This is a genomic window from Lysinibacillus sp. CNPSo 3705 (genome assembly GCF_028674935.1).
Classification (GTDB): Bacteria; Bacillota; Bacilli; order Bacillales_A; family Planococcaceae; genus Lysinibacillus.
Map to the genome: position 1 here is coordinate 25,208 of NZ_JAQZSD010000038.1, position 17,081 is coordinate 42,288.

At 36.2% G+C, this 17,081-nt stretch carries 15 protein-coding genes and 1 pseudogene; 5 read left to right on the forward strand and 11 right to left on the reverse strand.

Annotated features, from left to right (window positions below; all coding sequences use genetic code 11):
• Window positions 1-20 precede the first annotated feature (20 nt).
• The gene (locus PVA17_RS16090) at window positions 21-2,102 is read right to left on the reverse strand and encodes a serine hydrolase domain-containing protein (protein WP_274068268.1); all 2,082 of its coding nucleotides are present in this window, start codon (window positions 2,100-2,102) and stop codon (window positions 21-23) included.
• 331 nt (window positions 2,103-2,433) lie between these two features.
• Here PVA17_RS16090 and PVA17_RS25380 point away from each other — a divergent pair, with 331 nt between their 5' ends.
• On the forward strand, window positions 2,434-2,514 hold the full coding sequence (locus PVA17_RS25380) for a helix-turn-helix domain-containing protein (protein ID WP_483308030.1): 81 nt from the start codon (window positions 2,434-2,436) through the stop codon (window positions 2,512-2,514).
• A 933-nt stretch (window positions 2,515-3,447) separates the two neighbouring features.
• Here PVA17_RS25380 and PVA17_RS16095 read toward each other — a convergent pair.
• From PVA17_RS16095 to PVA17_RS16115, 5 genes and pseudogenes are all read right to left on the reverse strand, one after another.
• Window positions 3,448-4,593, reverse strand: a complete 1,146-nt coding sequence (locus PVA17_RS16095) for a collagen-like protein (protein WP_274068269.1) — start codon at window positions 4,591-4,593, stop codon at window positions 3,448-3,450.
• Window positions 4,594-4,880: 287 nt separating this feature from the next.
• Window positions 4,881-5,366, reverse strand: coding sequence for an HD domain-containing protein (locus tag PVA17_RS16100; RefSeq protein WP_274068270.1), 486 nt, complete (start codon window positions 5,364-5,366; stop codon window positions 4,881-4,883).
• Between the two features lie 89 nt (window positions 5,367-5,455).
• Window positions 5,456-5,813, reverse strand: a pseudogene (locus tag PVA17_RS16105) (VOC family protein).
• Between the two features lie 330 nt (window positions 5,814-6,143).
• The gene (locus tag PVA17_RS16110; protein WP_132360786.1) at window positions 6,144-6,656 is read right to left on the reverse strand and encodes an SRPBCC family protein; all 513 of its coding nucleotides are present in this window, start codon (window positions 6,654-6,656) and stop codon (window positions 6,144-6,146) included.
• Window positions 6,657-6,685: 29 nt separating this feature from the next.
• Window positions 6,686-7,030 (reverse strand): ArsR/SmtB family transcription factor, encoded by a 345-nt coding sequence (locus tag PVA17_RS16115; protein ID WP_132360788.1) that lies wholly within the window; start codon window positions 7,028-7,030, stop codon window positions 6,686-6,688.
• Window positions 7,031-7,571: 541 nt separating this feature from the next.
• Between PVA17_RS16115 and PVA17_RS16120 the strand changes: the two genes are divergently transcribed.
• Window positions 7,572-8,489 carry an alpha/beta fold hydrolase gene (locus PVA17_RS16120; protein ID WP_274068271.1) on the forward strand — a complete coding sequence of 306 codons (918 nt, stop codon included), beginning with the start codon at window positions 7,572-7,574 and terminating at the stop codon, window positions 8,487-8,489.
• A gap of 155 nt (window positions 8,490-8,644) precedes the next feature.
• Here PVA17_RS16120 and PVA17_RS16125 read toward each other — a convergent pair whose 3' ends face one another.
• Together PVA17_RS16125 and PVA17_RS16130 are read right to left on the reverse strand one after the other, a co-directional pair.
• Entirely contained in the window at window positions 8,645-8,860 is a 216-nt protein-coding gene (locus tag PVA17_RS16125; protein ID WP_274068272.1) for a hypothetical protein, read from the reverse strand.
• A 681-nt stretch (window positions 8,861-9,541) separates the two neighbouring features.
• Window positions 9,542-9,754 carry a hypothetical protein gene (locus PVA17_RS16130; RefSeq protein WP_248716074.1) on the reverse strand — a complete coding sequence of 71 codons (213 nt, stop codon included), beginning with the start codon at window positions 9,752-9,754 and terminating at the stop codon, window positions 9,542-9,544.
• A 397-nt stretch (window positions 9,755-10,151) separates the two neighbouring features.
• On the opposite strand from PVA17_RS16130, the gene PVA17_RS16135 reads away from it, so the two are divergent.
• Window positions 10,152-11,396 (forward strand): nucleoside permease, encoded by a 1,245-nt coding sequence (locus tag PVA17_RS16135; RefSeq protein ID WP_132360792.1) that lies wholly within the window; start codon window positions 10,152-10,154, stop codon window positions 11,394-11,396.
• Window positions 11,397-11,819: 423 nt separating this feature from the next.
• Here PVA17_RS16135 and PVA17_RS16140 read toward each other — a convergent pair whose 3' ends face one another.
• A complete protein-coding gene (locus PVA17_RS16140; RefSeq protein WP_274068273.1) occupies window positions 11,820-13,307 on the reverse strand; it encodes a methyl-accepting chemotaxis protein in 1,488 nt (495 codons plus the stop codon).
• 137 nt (window positions 13,308-13,444) lie between these two features.
• On the opposite strand from PVA17_RS16140, the gene PVA17_RS16145 reads away from it, so the two are divergent.
• Window positions 13,445-14,401 carry an MBL fold metallo-hydrolase gene (locus PVA17_RS16145; RefSeq protein ID WP_132360796.1) on the forward strand — a complete coding sequence of 319 codons (957 nt, stop codon included), beginning with the start codon at window positions 13,445-13,447 and terminating at the stop codon, window positions 14,399-14,401.
• A gap of 313 nt (window positions 14,402-14,714) precedes the next feature.
• Here the strand turns inward: PVA17_RS16145 and PVA17_RS16150 are convergent, their stop codons facing one another.
• Window positions 14,715-14,936, reverse strand: a complete 222-nt coding sequence (locus PVA17_RS16150) for an NUDIX domain-containing protein (protein WP_274068274.1) — start codon at window positions 14,934-14,936, stop codon at window positions 14,715-14,717.
• 283 nt (window positions 14,937-15,219) lie between these two features.
• Here PVA17_RS16150 and PVA17_RS16155 point away from each other — a divergent pair, with 283 nt between their 5' ends.
• Entirely contained in the window at window positions 15,220-16,173 is a 954-nt protein-coding gene (locus tag PVA17_RS16155; protein WP_274068275.1) for an MBL fold metallo-hydrolase, read from the forward strand.
• Window positions 16,174-16,284: 111 nt separating this feature from the next.
• Here PVA17_RS16155 and PVA17_RS16160 read toward each other — a convergent pair whose 3' ends face one another.
• Window positions 16,285-16,728 carry a PH domain-containing protein gene (locus tag PVA17_RS16160; protein ID WP_274068276.1) on the reverse strand — a complete coding sequence of 148 codons (444 nt, stop codon included), beginning with the start codon at window positions 16,726-16,728 and terminating at the stop codon, window positions 16,285-16,287.
• Window positions 16,729-17,081 lie beyond the last annotated feature (353 nt).

Consider the following 17,081-nt stretch of genomic DNA (forward strand, 5'->3'; position numbering starts at 1 on the left):
TTGTACATCACTAAAATTAATTAATTCAACGTAATTGCAAATTCTGATTTCGGCGCGCCAGCAAATACAACCGTTCCATTTTTCGGCAGTTTTACTTTGTTATTGCCGCTCACAACGGTAAAATTAATACATACTCCCTTTTCATCATACACCGCGAACGAACTCTGCGATGGCAATGCTACGGTCATCGTTTTCCCTGCTATAGCTTGCGGGATTGTAAACCATCTCGCATGCCCATTTGCTTGTAGTGTAACTTTGGATGATTGGCTTGCATCAAGCGGTTTTACGTTAGTTCCACTTACATATAACAATCCGGACATCTCCATATATTCATTACCGTCTTCTGTATAGAAACGAGACTCCGTCGTATCACGTCCTGCCATCACAGGAATCTGGAGTTGATGCGCAGCCGTATTTGGGCCTGTAATTTTTCTGCCGTCCCAATAGCCCTCTAGACCTTCATTACGGTTAATTTGTGTTGTCAGCATCATTGGTACGAGATATTGAGCAGAACTATATTTCTCGTTTACAAGATAGTACTTAACGCCTTCCCGCTTTGCCCATGCGGCAGTAGTTTCCTTCGATAATACGTTGTCTTCTAGTTTCTCGGCTAAATAGTGAGTAACCACCTCTTGCCCTAAACCTGGCATCGCTATAAATGTGCTCTCCTTCAAATATGTTCGTCTATTTTTCTCAGTGACGAAGTTGAGCTTGGAGGTACCTGACTCATTGATAAAGCTTCCATCCGCAGTATATACATATTTTTCTTCTGGTTTAGATAGTAAGATCAGTTCTCCATTCTTCGCAATTTCTATTTTTGAATGACTGAAACTATTGCCGTAAAAACCCGCTTTCTTTGCTACGTCTTGAGGCATCTTAGCCTTGACCGGCTTACCAAAAGATTTGTTCGGCTTAATTTCTTTAATTGTGCCCTTCTCTTTAAGCGCTGTGAGCAATAATTCAGTCGCCATCAGTTGATTGGTAGTGCTGCTACCGCCGGACGACAATACAGCCACTGCCATCTTCTGTTCAGGAAGTACGACCAGTGAAGCATGTTGCAGTCCTGTGTCGCCGCCTTTAGCCAAGCCCTTTATCCCATATTCATTGAATGGATATAGTTTCACACTATCCCAGCCAAGACCGTAGTTCACAATATTATCTCCATCTCCTGGCCACATTCCTTTTTTATATTCCTCTTGCTCCATCGCCTTGACTGCCTTATCAGAGAGGATTCCTTTTCCCTGTCCCATAAATATTTGTGCGAATCGCACCATATCTTCTGCTGTGGAAGAGATCCCTCCCGTACCAATCACATTCACCGATTCAGTAGGTAGCTGCCCTTGGTACGTTGGAAAATAAAGTCCTGCCTGCTTAACGTTTTCCCAGTTGTCCTGCGGCGTTTTCGTATGATTTAGCTTTAAGGGTTTTGTAAACCGATGATGTATAAATTCGGTAAAGCTCATACCGCTAACTCTTTCCACCATAATCTCGGCTAGTGTAAAGCCGTCGTTGCAGTATACCGAGAACGCGCCAGGATCCGCCTTCAATTGCTGGTTTGACAATTGCCGCAACAAGTTATCATGGGCATAGGTATCATTATCTTTAAATAAAAATGTATTATTAAACGAACTACCTTGTAAGCCTGAGGAGTGGTTCAACAGCATACGTGGTGTAATGCTTTTGTAACGCTCGTCTTTCATCTTGAAATCAGGAACATAGTGGACGACAGGAACATCCAAATCCACTTTTCCCTCGTCTACCAATTTCATTACAGCCGCAGCTGCATACATTTTACTGACTGAACCAATCCCATATAAAGTATCTTTGGTCAGCGGCTGTTTCCCATTCATATCGTTCTTGCCTGTCTGACCCGATAAAACAAGTTTGCCATTATCAATTAGCGCATACTGCACACTAGTCGTCTCATAGGACTTCATAAGTAGGGTAGCTTTCTCTGTCGCAATCTTTTTCAGTTCTTGACTAGCAAATTCTTGGCTAGCGACAACCGTAGTCTGACTGCTAGAAAACGCCATCGCACCTGTTGGTAAGCTCATCGTTAACGCTAACGTAGCAGCTAACACCGCAGATAATTTATTTTTCATAAATGAATTGCCTCCTTGATTTCTAGATACACACTTCCTAAAACAATAATTTATTCCCACACAAATAAAATTTTTTGTTCACTTAAACACGTTGATCACTCCTTTGACAAGAAATATTTTCCATAAATAGAATATCAAAGTTTTATTTACTCGTAAATACAATGATAGACTGATACCATATCGGGCTTAAGACTTATGGTGTTGATTATGATTAAGAAAATCAAAAAGACAAGCTCTGCTGAATTGGATATGCTCCAGATTAAAAAATAAAATCTGTTTATCTAGGACTTATCCTTCATTACTCGAAGAAAGTTACTATTCTATCAATGAATTGTGTAAAAGGTTTTCATTAGATTATCAAACTTTACAGAGGTGGAAAATGAAATACGAAGCAGGTGGACGTGAAGGATAACCAGAAGATACTTCATGTAAATTTTATAAAAAAGAGTTAAAATTAGAGGCTATGGAAGACTGAATTATTCACAGATGGAGGTGTTGACGAAATATGAGATTAGCAGTACTTCTGTTTTAAAAAGGTGGAAGAAAGCTGTTTTTATTTTATCAGATCGCTTATTTGGCTGCTTCAGAACCAGTAAATGCACCTGTTTTAACTCACTATTGCTTTCCGTCTGGCTCAAATGATCGAGCGGATATAGAACATCTATTCCGGAGATGATTGAACTTGGTTGTCTACTTAAAAGCGAAGTTTTCTATACATAATTGGAATTATACTGCTATAAGACTTCAATAACATAAATCACCATCCGTTAACTACAAGAAAACAAAAACAATGGCACAGATTGTAGTAACACGCTTTCATCAGGGGAATTAAACAGCCTTTGCTATTTCAGTAAATATAAAATCCTACGAAATTCATTGTTAATAAATTTATTACACTTATTATTAATTTTACAATCAATTGCTATCTCCTTTTAATTAGAACCAAGATGTACCCTATTTTCTAAATACAAGACTTGCAAAATTATAATAATCCATCTTCTTATACTTCTCATAATATTTCCATCCTGTAGTAAGACCAGTAGCAAATATTGCACTGTGAGTAACGGCGTTTAATGGCAAAAGAGTCTTAATTCCAAACTTTAAAGCAGTTTTCCTTATTTGTTTTTTTATATCCTTTAAATACGTTGGATTTCGAACGGCAATTTTTATGCTTCACTCAATTTCTGGACAGGAATATTAAATAGTAGGAGCGTAAGCAAATAAGTAAAATTACATTATACAATGATAAAAACAATAATATGTAAAAAAGCCACGTTATTGCGGCTTTTTCAAAACTCTTTTCTAAATTTGTTTCCCCAAAAGGTTTCAGTTAGTAATATTTTCATTAAGGGGAATGATATCGAATAGTTGCTGATACACCGTTTGCAAAAGATCCACCAGAAGTTGTTATTTCTACAGACAAAAGAGTACAACTATTTACTGAGAAATTTGACGTTGTAGTTGTACAACAATTTGGCGAAGCAGATGTACTAGGTCCTGTAATGGTTGCTATGATACCAGTAGGTACCGGTGCAGTAAAACCACAATTTGTACTTAAATATATTTGTGCAGATGCAGTATCACCAGCAGTTAAATTATGATCTCGTATATTAAAGGTTAAACTTGTTATAACTGCATTTTGAGGAACAACAAATGTATTTTTAATGAAAGTAGCTGATGCACTTCCAATCCCAAGAAAATCATTGTTTACAACGGATTGATCTGTACTTAAGTACACTTCCATTAGGCCCGGACCATTCGAACCTGTTGGACCAGTAGTACCAGTTACCCCTGTTATTCCTTGAAGACCGGTTGGACCTGTTGCTCCTGTCGTGCCCGTTATTCCTTGAAGACCAGTTGGACCTGTTGCTCCTGTCATGCCCGTTATTCCTTGAAGACCTGTTAGACCTGTTGCTCCTGTTACCCCTGTTATTCCTTGAAGACCGGTTGGACCTGTTGCTCCTGTTACCCCTGTTATTCCTTGAAGACCGGTTGGACCTGTTGCTCCTGTCGTGCCCGTTATTCCTTGAAGACCAGTTGGACCTGTTGCTCCTGTCGTACCCGCTATTCCTTGAAGACCGGTTGGACCTGTTGCTCCTGTCGTACCCGCTATTCCTTGAAGACCGGTTGGACCTGTTGCTCCTGTCGTGCCCGTTATTCCTTGAAGACCGGTTGGACCTGTTGCTCCTGTTACCCCTGTTATTCCTTGAAGACCTGTTAGACCTGTTGCTCCTGTCGTGCCCGTTATTCCTTGAAGACCTGTTAGACCTGTTGCTCCTGTCGTGCCCGTTATTCCTTGAAGACCAGTTGGACCTGTTGCTCCTGTCGTGCCCCTTATTCCTTGAAGACCGGTTGGACCTGTCGCTCCTGTCGTGCCCGTTACTCCCCGAAGTCCAGTTGCCCCTGTTGCTCCTATTCTCCCCTCTATTATTTGTAGTCCAGTTTCCCCCATTTCTCCGTTCAACCCACTTTGAAAGTTATTAATTTTCATAGAATCACCTCCTCCCTATTTCATCATATTTTTATTAGAAATATTGAAATAGACATATCACTAGGTTATATGGCCTGAAAATAAATATAATCCAATAATATAATTAAATTTATTTTACGTTTACTATCGTAACGTATATGGTAATGGTTCATCATTTGCCTTAATTGTTATTCTATTAGACTTCTAAATATTTTCGTCTCTTCTTTCATGAATAGAGAGTATTAATATTTTCGATTAAGGGTAGCCTCCAGCATGGTGATCCTTTTGTAGTTTCTTCCCTCAAAGATTCAATATTGGAAAGTATCCTTTAATGCACTTAAAGCCTTTAGAATATCTTCTTCAAAAGGTGTACCCTTAGCCAAATCGAGATAAAACTCTTCCGTCTCTTTCACATAACGTTTTCGGAACTTTTCATTCGCAACCAAAGCACTTAACAAGTTGTGAAGTCGATCTGCTAATTTCACCATTTTGGCAATGGGATTATTTCTAATATCTTGGATATATACTTCCATTTTGTAGCCCTTACTTTTAGTTAAGATTTTCACAGCAGTTAGAACATCTTTTCCTCCATAAAAGAAAATCTCTTGTTCGCTAGCCTCTGTATCTTCTAATAAATCGTGAAAAAGGGCTGTTATGATATGTTTAGTATCTAAAAAGCCCTTTTTCTCTAAAATACTTGCAACTTCAATAGGGTGACTGATATAAGGTTTTCCACCAATTCTTGTTTGCCCTTCGTGCTTTTCTTTCGCAAATAATAAACTACTAATTATCATTTCACTTCTCCTTTCAACATCTCTTCCCTGAACAATAGTAAAATGCGATGCTTTTATTCAAGCACCGCACTCACAAATTGATTAAAAAATTATTTTGCAGCCATTACTGCATAGTAATTGTTGTCATTATCTGCAAAATTAAATACCCTACCTGAAGGCATTTTTACAATTTCTCCGACAATAACGTTTTTGTTTAATAGGTCATTATATAATTTATCGAAATCTTCAGAGAAGAACATCAATTAAGGTGTACCAAGATTCAATTCAGGTTACATTTTAGCAATTAATCCCTTATTGTGGAGAATAATTGTTGTCTCTGCTTCTTTGGTTGGAGCAATTGCAACCCATTTCATTCCTTGACCGTTATCTTCCTCTGAAATGATACTAAAACCCTACTTTTTCTGTCCAAAACTCTTTTGCTTCATCCTGGTTATTAACATACAACATGAGTTGACCGACTTTTAATCATTGATTTTTATACTCCCTTAAAATGTCTTACTTTACTTACTTTGATTATCACCAAAACGTGTGGTTGATTTCCGTTCCGCCTGGGCACCGCCTTGTAGCTGATGTTTCGCTTTCGCACAGACAACATCCGCTGCGCTGTAGGGTCTCGGGCCAACACGATGTTGGTCACGAAGGTGTTATCACAGGATGTGATGCTTTTAGCATTCGTTCCTCTATTGCTGATCCCCGCCCAGTCTCTATTCCTATCAACTATTTACATAGTAGACGTTTTAGCAAAAGTCATCCACAACTTTTGGTGAAGAACCATTACTATAACAACTGTACATGCTCATTCAAACGGTCCCAAGTTTCAGTGATACCTTGTAGCATACCCATATCCATAACGGTCTTAAGGGCCTCTGCAGACACATATTCTGCACGATTTATCAGCTTAGTCTTTCCTCCCAAATCGACGAATTCCAATGTAATCTCGGTCGACGGCATGGAGTCATTCGAATTACCTTCAGCATCCGAAAAGTAATCGGTATAGCTAATCTTCTCAGGCTCGATAATCTCCTTATAAACTCCTTTTCCCCACGCTTCCATACCAAAAAAGTCACCTAGGTTTTCATCGACGCACTTCATACAGTAGTGCCAAATGCCTCCCGGACGGAAATCAACTGTGCAGATTGGAATTTCCCATCCTCTTGGACCCCACCAATGTTTCAGATGTTCTGGCTCTTTAAACATATTGAATAGTAAGTCACGTGGTGCATCAAAAACGCGCTCTAGTATAAGTACGCGATCGTTTTTTACTCTTGATACCATTGAATTGTTAGACATGATAATTCCTCCTTGGTGATGAAATGGTTTTATGATTTTTCTTTTTTCTGCAATTCCTTCAAATATTCATCTAAATTATCGAATCTTTCTTGCATCACACTCTGGAAGGACTGTATCCAAGAATCCAGCGCTTGGAATGGCTCGGGCCGGAGCTTATAGATTCGACGGTTAACTTCAGCATGCACTTCAACAATACCGTTGTCGCTAAGTACTTTAAGATGCTTTGAAGTTTGGGGTTGCCTCAATCCTAATTGGTTGGCAATCTCACCCACGGTTAGAGGACCCTGGCGCAGGAGTTCGACGATATTCATGCGATTTGGTTCAAACAAAGCACTCAACGTCGTTAAGTTTACTCCTGGAACTTTCCCTGACATGTCACTCACCTCGTAAAATGATGGTCGCCGGTAAATTATCATCTACATCAGCACAGGTTTTATAACCCTGTTAATCACAATATAACTCACAAGGAATATTCCTATCTAGGAATATTCAATAGTATCTTTTCGAATAATATATTGATTCTCACTCTAAGTTACTTCATGTGCATTGCCAATAGCTCTCATACTATTCCCGTTAATGGGTATATGAAGCACCTCAATTTCTCTGACTCCTGTACCACTTGCATCGACAAACCACTAGCGGAACCTACTTGACATCACTAACTAGCAATAAAGCTTATGAAATAGGCTATCCATTTCTATTTATTTTTATATACATTTTTAGTTCTATTCCCTAAAATGTAAATATAAAGGGGAATTAAAAGGAACTTTCTATAGGGGCTTACTTTATTACTTTCTCTTTAAGGTGTTAAATAGTAGAAGTTTTCAAGGATTCAGGAAGATGCTCAAAATTCTCTACTGTCTATACCCATATTCTACAACAGAGATTCCCATACTATATGACGGAGAGGATAAGATGGCATTCAAAACACTAGAAGGCGAAGAACTTTTTCAGCAAGCCTATAGCAATAATTTAAAACGTTGGAATGTTTCATATGAAATATTGAATATACCGACAACATACGGAAGTACGCATATTATAGCAAGTGGAGAAACGAAACTTCCACCAGTTATCATGCTGCATGGTGCAGGAATGGGATCAACCATTTGGTATGCGAACATTGAATCGTTGAGCAAGATTCGACGCGTCTATGCAGTTGACGCAATCGGAGATATGAACAAAAGTGAACCTCTTCGTTCCATAAGCGATCCTGAGGACATGGGGAAATGGATGGCTGAAATTCTGGATCATCTTGGTATTGAAAAAACAGATTTTATCGGTCATTCTGCAGGTGGGTATATTACATTGAATATAGCGACATCCATACAAATTAGGATAAACAAGATGGTCCTCTTAGCCCCTGCTGCATCATTTGTCCCGTTTTATAAACAGTTTTTCCTTCGTCTTGCTTTTATAAACGCCATTAGACGTAAAGGTTTCATCCAGCGCTTTTTTTGTAATTGGTTCATCGCAAAAGGAAATACCATCGATAACGAAGTCTTTGATCAATTCATTTACGGGATCATGCATTACAAATGGAAGGTAAAGCCAGTCATCCCTAAAGTGATTCCAAAAGAGAAATTGGAGACCATCCAAATTCCAACCTTATTATTGATGGGCGAAAAAGAGGTCATCTACAATCCAAGACGCGCTCTCACACAAGCAAAAGCTAGCATTCCCCATATAAAAACCATGATGTTACCAAATACAAGTCACTGCTTATTTATTGAGGATGCTAAAAAGGTAAACGAATCGATCATTAATTTTTTACATAAAGATCCGTCATGTGAACTGGACTCTATAGTAATGAGTGCTAATGTTCAAGAAGTATAAGCTATTTACTCATTTTGGATCTACTAAAGTCGACCGCTTCCCCGATTAAAAAGGCCTGATTTCTCAATTTTAATACTGAGAATTCAGGCTTTTTGATATTGCTGAAGCAGTCACAATTTTTGTACTAGCTTGCTGTTTTATTTTTTGTTATAGCATTAAATTGTTCTCACAATGATTTGAAATGTATGTGTAATAATAATTAAAAATCCTAAAACAATAGAACATGTCGCTAGCGTACTCTTTTTATGATTTTTTTGCTTTACAAAACCAAAAAAAATCAGGCATAGTCCAATCACAATTGATACTATTGATAGAATTATAAAAAATGGTGTACCTAATGAAATTATAGGAAAAATATTGGTTAATTGCATATAAAGTTCCCCCTTTTTCAGATTCTAAATTTACATATAGCTCTCCACCAAAACATTACTTCCCTGCACATCACACATTGAGAGAACGCTTTGCGCAGGCGTTGTTTAAGCCACCTCGGCCCTCATACCGAGGCATTTCTCTCGGCTTCGTATGCTAAAGAATTGTCACTATGAGTCATTTAATTTTCCCAGTTTCTACTTAAAATTGTACGAATCGATTTTCTCTTTTTTCTTACTCATTCCTTACAAATTTATTAATTTTCAACTATCAATTAAATTGTAGGTTAGTTAAGGGACTGTCAATATTTCAGTGTAATTGACAAGCCATCTTTTTCGGCGGTAATGAATTGATTTTGCAAGGCCAAACTCTTCCCAAAAAATAAATTTCGCGTCGCGTGGTCCTTTTCTTTTTACATTTAAACAACGCTTCAAGTTCTGCACTAGTAAAGTAATTAGATTTTGTTATTAATCACATCATTATTAAAATGATGAAACAAAAAATGCAGTGCGATTTTGTATATAAATCGCACTGCGTATATAGAAGTATGGAAAGCGAAGAAAATTATCACTATATTTAAACGGGTATCACTTTAATGAAAACAATATGTATAGAAACGTTATCCCTTTGTTTCCCCCAACTATAGGTTAAAATGACAATCCTCATTATCAGCCATCATAATTTTATTCAAATAAAGAGATGATTGCTATAATCCACACGCCTACCACTAGTAATAAAAACCACCAGCCCATAAACTTTACGAACTTTTTTAAAAATGGTTTCTCAGTAAATTTATCTGAAAAGGAACTCATTTTTAAAAAGTCCTCTGGAAACTTTAACAACATGTAAGAAAAACTACCGAAAATTAAAGTGACCAATATTGCCATAATAAACATTATACCTACTCCTAAACTTCAAGTTTTTACATCACTCAATAATTATATTATTTAACACTTGATTGCACATTAAAAATTGAAGAGCTAGTACAGTTATACAGATGTTGCATTGATTCAATAAAGGGAAAATTCTCCTTGCATTTTTTCACGTTGGCATCTTCGTAATAAGCGTATACATTGCCACGATTTACAATTCTGTTAATTCTTATCTAAGAATCAACAGAAGAAACTCCAATAAAATTCGTATGAATCTGTCATTAGGAGCAAATGCTGTAGATATGTTCTAAAGTCTAAAACGGTAACTTCTCCTACTTCTACAAATGCGTACTCAATAGTGACATTACCGCAGAACATCACAAAGTAATTAAAACTCCATCACTTTCTAAAGGAGGAAAAAATGAATATAAAATTACGTCTGAAAATAATGATTTTTCTTCAATTTTTTATTTGGGGATCTTGGCTTGTTACATTTGGTTCTTATATGATCAATACGTTGCATTTTACTGGTGCACAAGTTGGTGTCGTGTATAGTTCTAACGGTCTTGCAGCTATTATTATGCCAAGTCTTATAGGGATTATTGCAGATCGGTGGGTAAAAGCCAATGTGTTATATGGAATATTGCATTTCCTAGGTGCGATTACCCTATTTTCTGCCGCTCAAATTTCAGATCCTACGATGATGTTCTGGGTAATGCTCTTTAACTCAATCGTGTATATGCCAACACTTGCATTATCCAATACGATTTCTTATTTTAGTTTGGAAAACAAAGGATTTGATATTGTAAAGGACTTCCCCCCTATTCGTGTTTATGGGACAATTGGGTTTATTCTTGCGATGTGGATTATTAGTCTTGCCAAAATTGAATTAAGTAATATTCAATTATTTATTGCTAGTGGCTCTTCGTTAGTACTTGCACTTTACACAATTTCTCTTCCGGCATGCCCAACTTCCAATGAAATAAAGGACAAGTCATGGATAAGCCTTTTGGGACTTGATGCTTTTGTTCTTTTTAAAGATAAAAAAATGGCTTTGTTTTTAATTTTTTCTATGCTCCTAGGCGTTGCGCTTCAAATTACGAATACATTCGGTGATCCATTTTTACACGACTTCGCATTGAACCCTGATTATAAAAATAGCTTTGCTGTTAAATATCCAGCTATTTTATTATCAGTGTCACAAATTTCAGAGGTATTCTTCATTCTCACCATTCCGTTTTTTTTAAGTAAGTATGGCATTAAAAAAGTAATACTCATCAGTATGATTGGATGGACATTACGTTTTGTTTTCTTTGGGTATGGAAGCCCAGTTGGCGGAGGATTTTTACTATTGCTGTTATCAATGATCGTTTACGGTTGTGCCTTTGATTTCTTTAATATTTCGGGAGCGATTTTTGTTGAAAAAGAAGTCGATCATCGAATTCGAGGCAGTGCTCAAGGATTATTTAGTACGATGGTAAATGGTATTGGCGCCTATTTAGGAGCTGTCATTAGTGGCAAAGTAGTTGATTATTTCACAGTTGAGGGCGTAAGAAATTGGCAAAATATTTGGTTGTTCTTTGGCGGTTATACACTTGTTTTGGCCATTATTTTTGCCATCGTTTTTAAATATAATCATGAAATGAAAAATGTAACAATGAAATAGTGAATTATTCTTTCAAGGAAAAGAAAGGAGCCTTACCGTCCATCGTGTAAGGCTCTTTACGTAATAGAACTACTTAAGTTCAAACTTTAATGTCAATTGAAGACAACCGCCCTTTTACGCTCAAGATTCTCTTCGTCAATTTTAAAAGTCAAATGTCGATTAGATGGATGGTATTTTAAGTGAACACTTTCATTTGTCTGCAATCAAAGGGTTTAACAACCTGCACCTCTAAATTTGTTAGAAACATCAACAATACGGACCGACCCGTTTTTTTATAATCAGATATTTATTTAAGTTCATTTTTTTCATTGGTAAAAAAGTATTGTTGTAATGATGACTACGGCAATTATTAAAGCAAAGCACGAGAAATCAATTTAGAAACGTTGATTTCTTGCGCTATTCTGTTTAAAGGCTTCTCGTTTTTTAAAAAGATTCCCTTTCCTTTTTCATCACAAGCGACTTTAAAGTATCACTTAATTCCTGAATACGACTAGTTGTGTTCGTCATCATCTCTAGCATATTATGTTCGTCCTCCACCGAGTGTACAATCTCTCCTGTGGAAGTCGCATTTTGTTCGGTCATATCATTAAGCTTTTCAATCTGTAATTGGATTGTTTCAAACTGCGAAATAGCGCTGCTTAGTTCATTCATTCCCCTTGTTAAATCGAAGTTAGACTTTGAAAATGAATCTTTTAAAATATTAAAGAAGTTGCTCACATCTTGTAACAGCATTTCCCCTTGTTGTAACGCTTTTTCACCGTCATCAGAGCGTTGATGAGCTTCTGTTGATTTTTCGAACAAAGTTCTCGTTACATTCGTAATACTTACCGTAATAGCAGCACTTTCTTCCGCTAATTTCCGTACTTCATCAGCAACGATGGCGAATCCTTTACCATGCTCCCCCGCTCTTGCCGCTTCAATTGCAGCATTAAGAGCAAGGAGATTCGTCTGCTCTGCAATATGCTGTATGCCCTTTAGTAAGCTATCTACCGTTTTCAAGCTTGTCTGTAACTCATTCACAGTTTCAGCTGTAGAACTCATCGCTTGATTCATAACGCCCATTTGCACCATCGCATCTTGCATTTTCTCCCATCCTACTAGTATCTCTTGCTGCAAATCAGTAGATTTAGAAATAGTATCCTTTGAAATTGAGAATGTTTCGTTGACAAAATGCACAGATTCCTTCATCGTGCCATGAATCATTTGCAAGCTAGATGACTCCTGCTGAATACTTGCGGAAATATCCTCAGTAGCTGTAAGAATTTGTTTACTTGATTCAGATATTCGCTGCATTGTTTGTTGGAATTGCGTAACGTGTTCATCCAAAGCTTGACTACTTTTTTCAATTTCCTGAAACGTATTTTCAAGCTCATGTAATGACACCTTCACTTCATTTTGTTGAATAGCAGCATGTTCAATTAGTTCATTGCCCCATTTAGCGATTAAATATAATGCAATAATGACGCCATTCATTATCGCAAATAGCGTTATAAATACAGTTATATCATCAAATGGCCCTAATAATGATTTCGAATTAGCCATATAAAGAATCAGAAAGCTGATATTTGTCAGCACACCGAAAAATACAAGTAATTCCTTTTTAAAATAAAGGGCGATAATGGCCACCGAACAAAGTAAAATATAATGTTTATTTAATGAAAAACTATCAACTAAAAATAAAGCAAAAACAGTACTTGAAGGAATCATTCCAAAAATAAAGCCTTTAACATACGTGTTAATTGGTAAAAAGTAATTACAAACTGCCAATGCCATAACGGCTAGTCCGACAAATAAGAACATAATGCCCTTTGAGAGTATCAACGGTCCACAAATTAAAACAGCCAAAATTGCAATAATGGCTAAATTAACACGATGGACTTTTCTTGTATCGTAGCGAATATTTTGCTCCATAATAGTTCCCCCTTAAAAATGAATGGACATTCATTGCGTTTTTCTATTATTATAAAGTACAACAACTACTTTTTGTAGATAAAAAACGCATTTTAGAGAATTTTTAACACTATTAGAAAATAAAGGGGGATCATTTAATGAGGAGAGTCCAACAACTTGCACCAAATTTTTATTGTATTGATACACACGATTTACATCGGGAACAGCGTACAAGCTCTTATTTGCTTATCGATGAAAAAATTGCATTAATCGAGACTTCCGCCAGTCCGTCTATGCCTTATATAGTAGAAGGTCTAGATGAATTACATATTTCTCTAGAAGATATTCAATATGTAATTGTTACGCATATTCATTTAGACCACGCAGGAGGTGCAGGCTTGTTTTTACAAAGCTGTCCAAATGCAACATTCGTTGTACATCCACGAGGTGTATCTCATATGGTTGATCCTAGTCGTCTAATTGCAAGTGCGCAGAGTGTTTATGGAGCTGAATTCGATCGTCTATTTGATCCAATTGTTCCTATCGATGTTGAACGCATTATAGAAATTGGACATGAGGAAGTACTATCTTTAGGTCAACATCAGTTAACGTTTTATCATACAGAAGGTCATGCAAGACATCATGTATCCATGCATTATTCTGCTACGAATGGCTTGTTTGTAGGAGATACAACTGGTGTACGTTATCCGGAAATGGAGAACGAAGCCATTGATTTAATTATTCCCTCCACTTCACCGAATCAGTATGATCCAGATACAATGGAGCAGTCTATCCAGCTTTATGAAAAATTAAATGCTTCAGAATTGTATTTCGGTCATTTCGGTGCTTATAAAAATCCAGCTGAAGCTTATAGACAAGTACGCTACTGGACACCGCTATTTTTAGCTGAAGGAGAAAAGGCATTAAAAGTATCTAGCGATTTTAAAGAACAAGTACAATTTTTAGATACTCGCTTAAAGGCCCTTTTGTATAACTACTTACAGGAAAATGGTATCTTAGAAAATCATCCAGTTTATCAAACAATCCCTTTTGACACCATTGTTTCGGCAATGGGAATTCTGGATTACTTAGAGAAAAAGAATTCCCAAAATTAAAGCAGACTTAACTGGAGAGGAGTAATCCTCTCTGTTTTCTTTTATGTTCTTTTTTCTTCAACGGTTACGAAATGTTTGATTTCATCAGGCAAGCAAGAGAGTTCTGATTTAAAGAACTCCGGGAATAGAAAGGCATCCTGAAGATTCGAAATAGGTAACCACTCTAACCTTTCTTCAATACCATCACTAGTATAGCTTTCACACTTGACTTCGACTTCATTTGATTTCATTAAATAAAAGAATGATATTTCATGAAATTGCATTTCTCCAAATGGACGACTTTGAACTGGGAAAAAATTTTCATGTATAAACACTAAACTTCAAAATGCAATTTGGTTTCTTTAAAGCATTCGGGGATAACAGCTTCTTCCAAAGTCTCCTGCAACTTCACTCTTCCCCCAACGGAGTAGTAGTAAGGATCACGATTATTTTTTACCATTAGCACATTACCATCTCGTAGAATGATTGCGCCCACTCTCATATTGAACACACCATCTTTAGTTGGGAATGTGATGACTTGCTTTTGCGTATTCATCTAAAAGTTAACTCTATCATTCTATGTACCTGGATGTTGCACATAACTACATTCGTGTTCATTCTTAATACGCTTATTGTAGTAGTTATGCATATTCTATTAACATTACTAGAGCAGCTACCCTCCCTTCCCTGATACATAAGCAAAGACTACTTCAACTAAAAAATATTTATCATATTTTACCATATTGCAATGTATTATAGAGCAAGACAAATTCGTATATAGATGTAGCAACTTTTAAATCTTAAAGGGAATGTTTTAATCATTATCGAATATAGAAAATATGGGCAAAAAAAATAGATACGAGGTGAGTTCATTGAGCGATGCGTTTTATAGTAAACACTTTCAACTAGACCAAATTGGTAAAGGGATATATGCAGCAATAGCTAAAGATGGTGGAGGGGCTGTAGGAAATGCAGGTTTTGTGGATCTTGGCGATAAAATTATCGTTTTTGATACATTTAACACTCAACAAGCATCTGAAGACTTAAAGTTCGTTGCTGAAAAAATAACAAACCGACCTGTTACATGGGTTATTAACAGTCATTGGCATGGCGACCATATTCGAGGCAACCAAACATTTATAGATTCAATTATTATTTCAAGTCAAATTACATACTCAAAAATAAGAGATGTGCATCCCTCAAGATTCAGTAAACAGAAAAATGATATTCAAGGTTTAAAAAGCTATATTCTATCCTTAAAAGAGCAACAAATTCAAACTAACGATCCCCATATACAATACCAAATAAATTCTCTAAATGAATTAAAAGATTCTTTACCCACTTTGGAATTAGTTTTACCGAATCAAACTTTTAAAAATGAAATTACCTTTCAAGGAACACAACGTTTTGCAAAGCTTTTCACGTTAGGAGGAGGCCATTCATATTGTGATGCAATGCTTTATATTCCTGATGAGAAAGTAATATTTATGGGTGATTTATTATTTGTGAACTGTCATCCAACGTTTTTTGAAGAGACCGACCCTTTGAAATGGAGTAATATTTTAAAAACAGTTGAAAAACTAGAAATTGACGTGGCAGTACCGGGACACGGTCCAACAGGGGTAAAAGAAGATATCTCAAAAATAATCAACTATATAGCTGAATTAACTACTATTGCAGAAAAGAGCAAGCAAAATGAGGATATTGAAATCCCTAATATCTATAAGGATTGGCGTTCACCTGAGATTTATCAACAAAATTTAAAACGACTAAGAGAATTGTCAAATTCTTAAAACAATTGTTAAATAAAAGAGAGGGCGAAGTAACTGACCCTCTCTTTCAATCATTTAGACCAGATTGAAATTTCTACTCCATCCCTTTATTGATAAAACAAATTTATCTAATTACTCGAATTGTTGATTCTGCGAAATCTGTGCATTAGGACATCGTTTTTTCAACTCTAAAATAAACTTCATTTTATCTTCTGGTAAAATTTTTATACGACCTTTAACTGTCGTTTTATAAAATATTTCCAGACCCTTATCAGATGATGAAATTAGATAACCAGTATATTTATCAGTCGTAGAAGAAACCCTTGTTATACTTTGATATGGAATCTTACTTTTGAATGGCCCACCTTTGACTAAAAGATAATTTTCACAGAAAACAAACTTAATCGAATTTACGTACCAAAAAATAAAAACTATTGAAACAATAAAGGCAGTTGACATAATAAAAACAGTTAATAAAGATGTGATGAACGGAAGAAGTGATATAGCGCCAAATATCCAAACCAATAAAAACATAATGATTGTGAAAAAAATATCTGTTTTTGCTCGATAAACCATAATAGTTTTCCCACCTTTCCTATTAATCTTCGCTAAATTTAAATAAGTAAACCAAGTCAACCTTATACGTAATTTAACATTAATTTTTAATGTATCAAACATGGAAAATAGATTGCAAATAAGTTTGTTAAAAAGCACCGACAATAATGGAGGGCACTGAAAAACTTACGTTTTCATAAAAGCGAACCTTTTTCAGATAAAAATAAGGCACTTCTTGTTCAATATGGACTTAAATTAAGGGTTTCTTGATTTAAAATCATCGGGGGCACCACCTGCACATTAATTCTTTTATTATAAAGGAAAGCGTGACTAAAATAATTGTGTGATACATTGCGTTGTTTGGAGAAGCATCG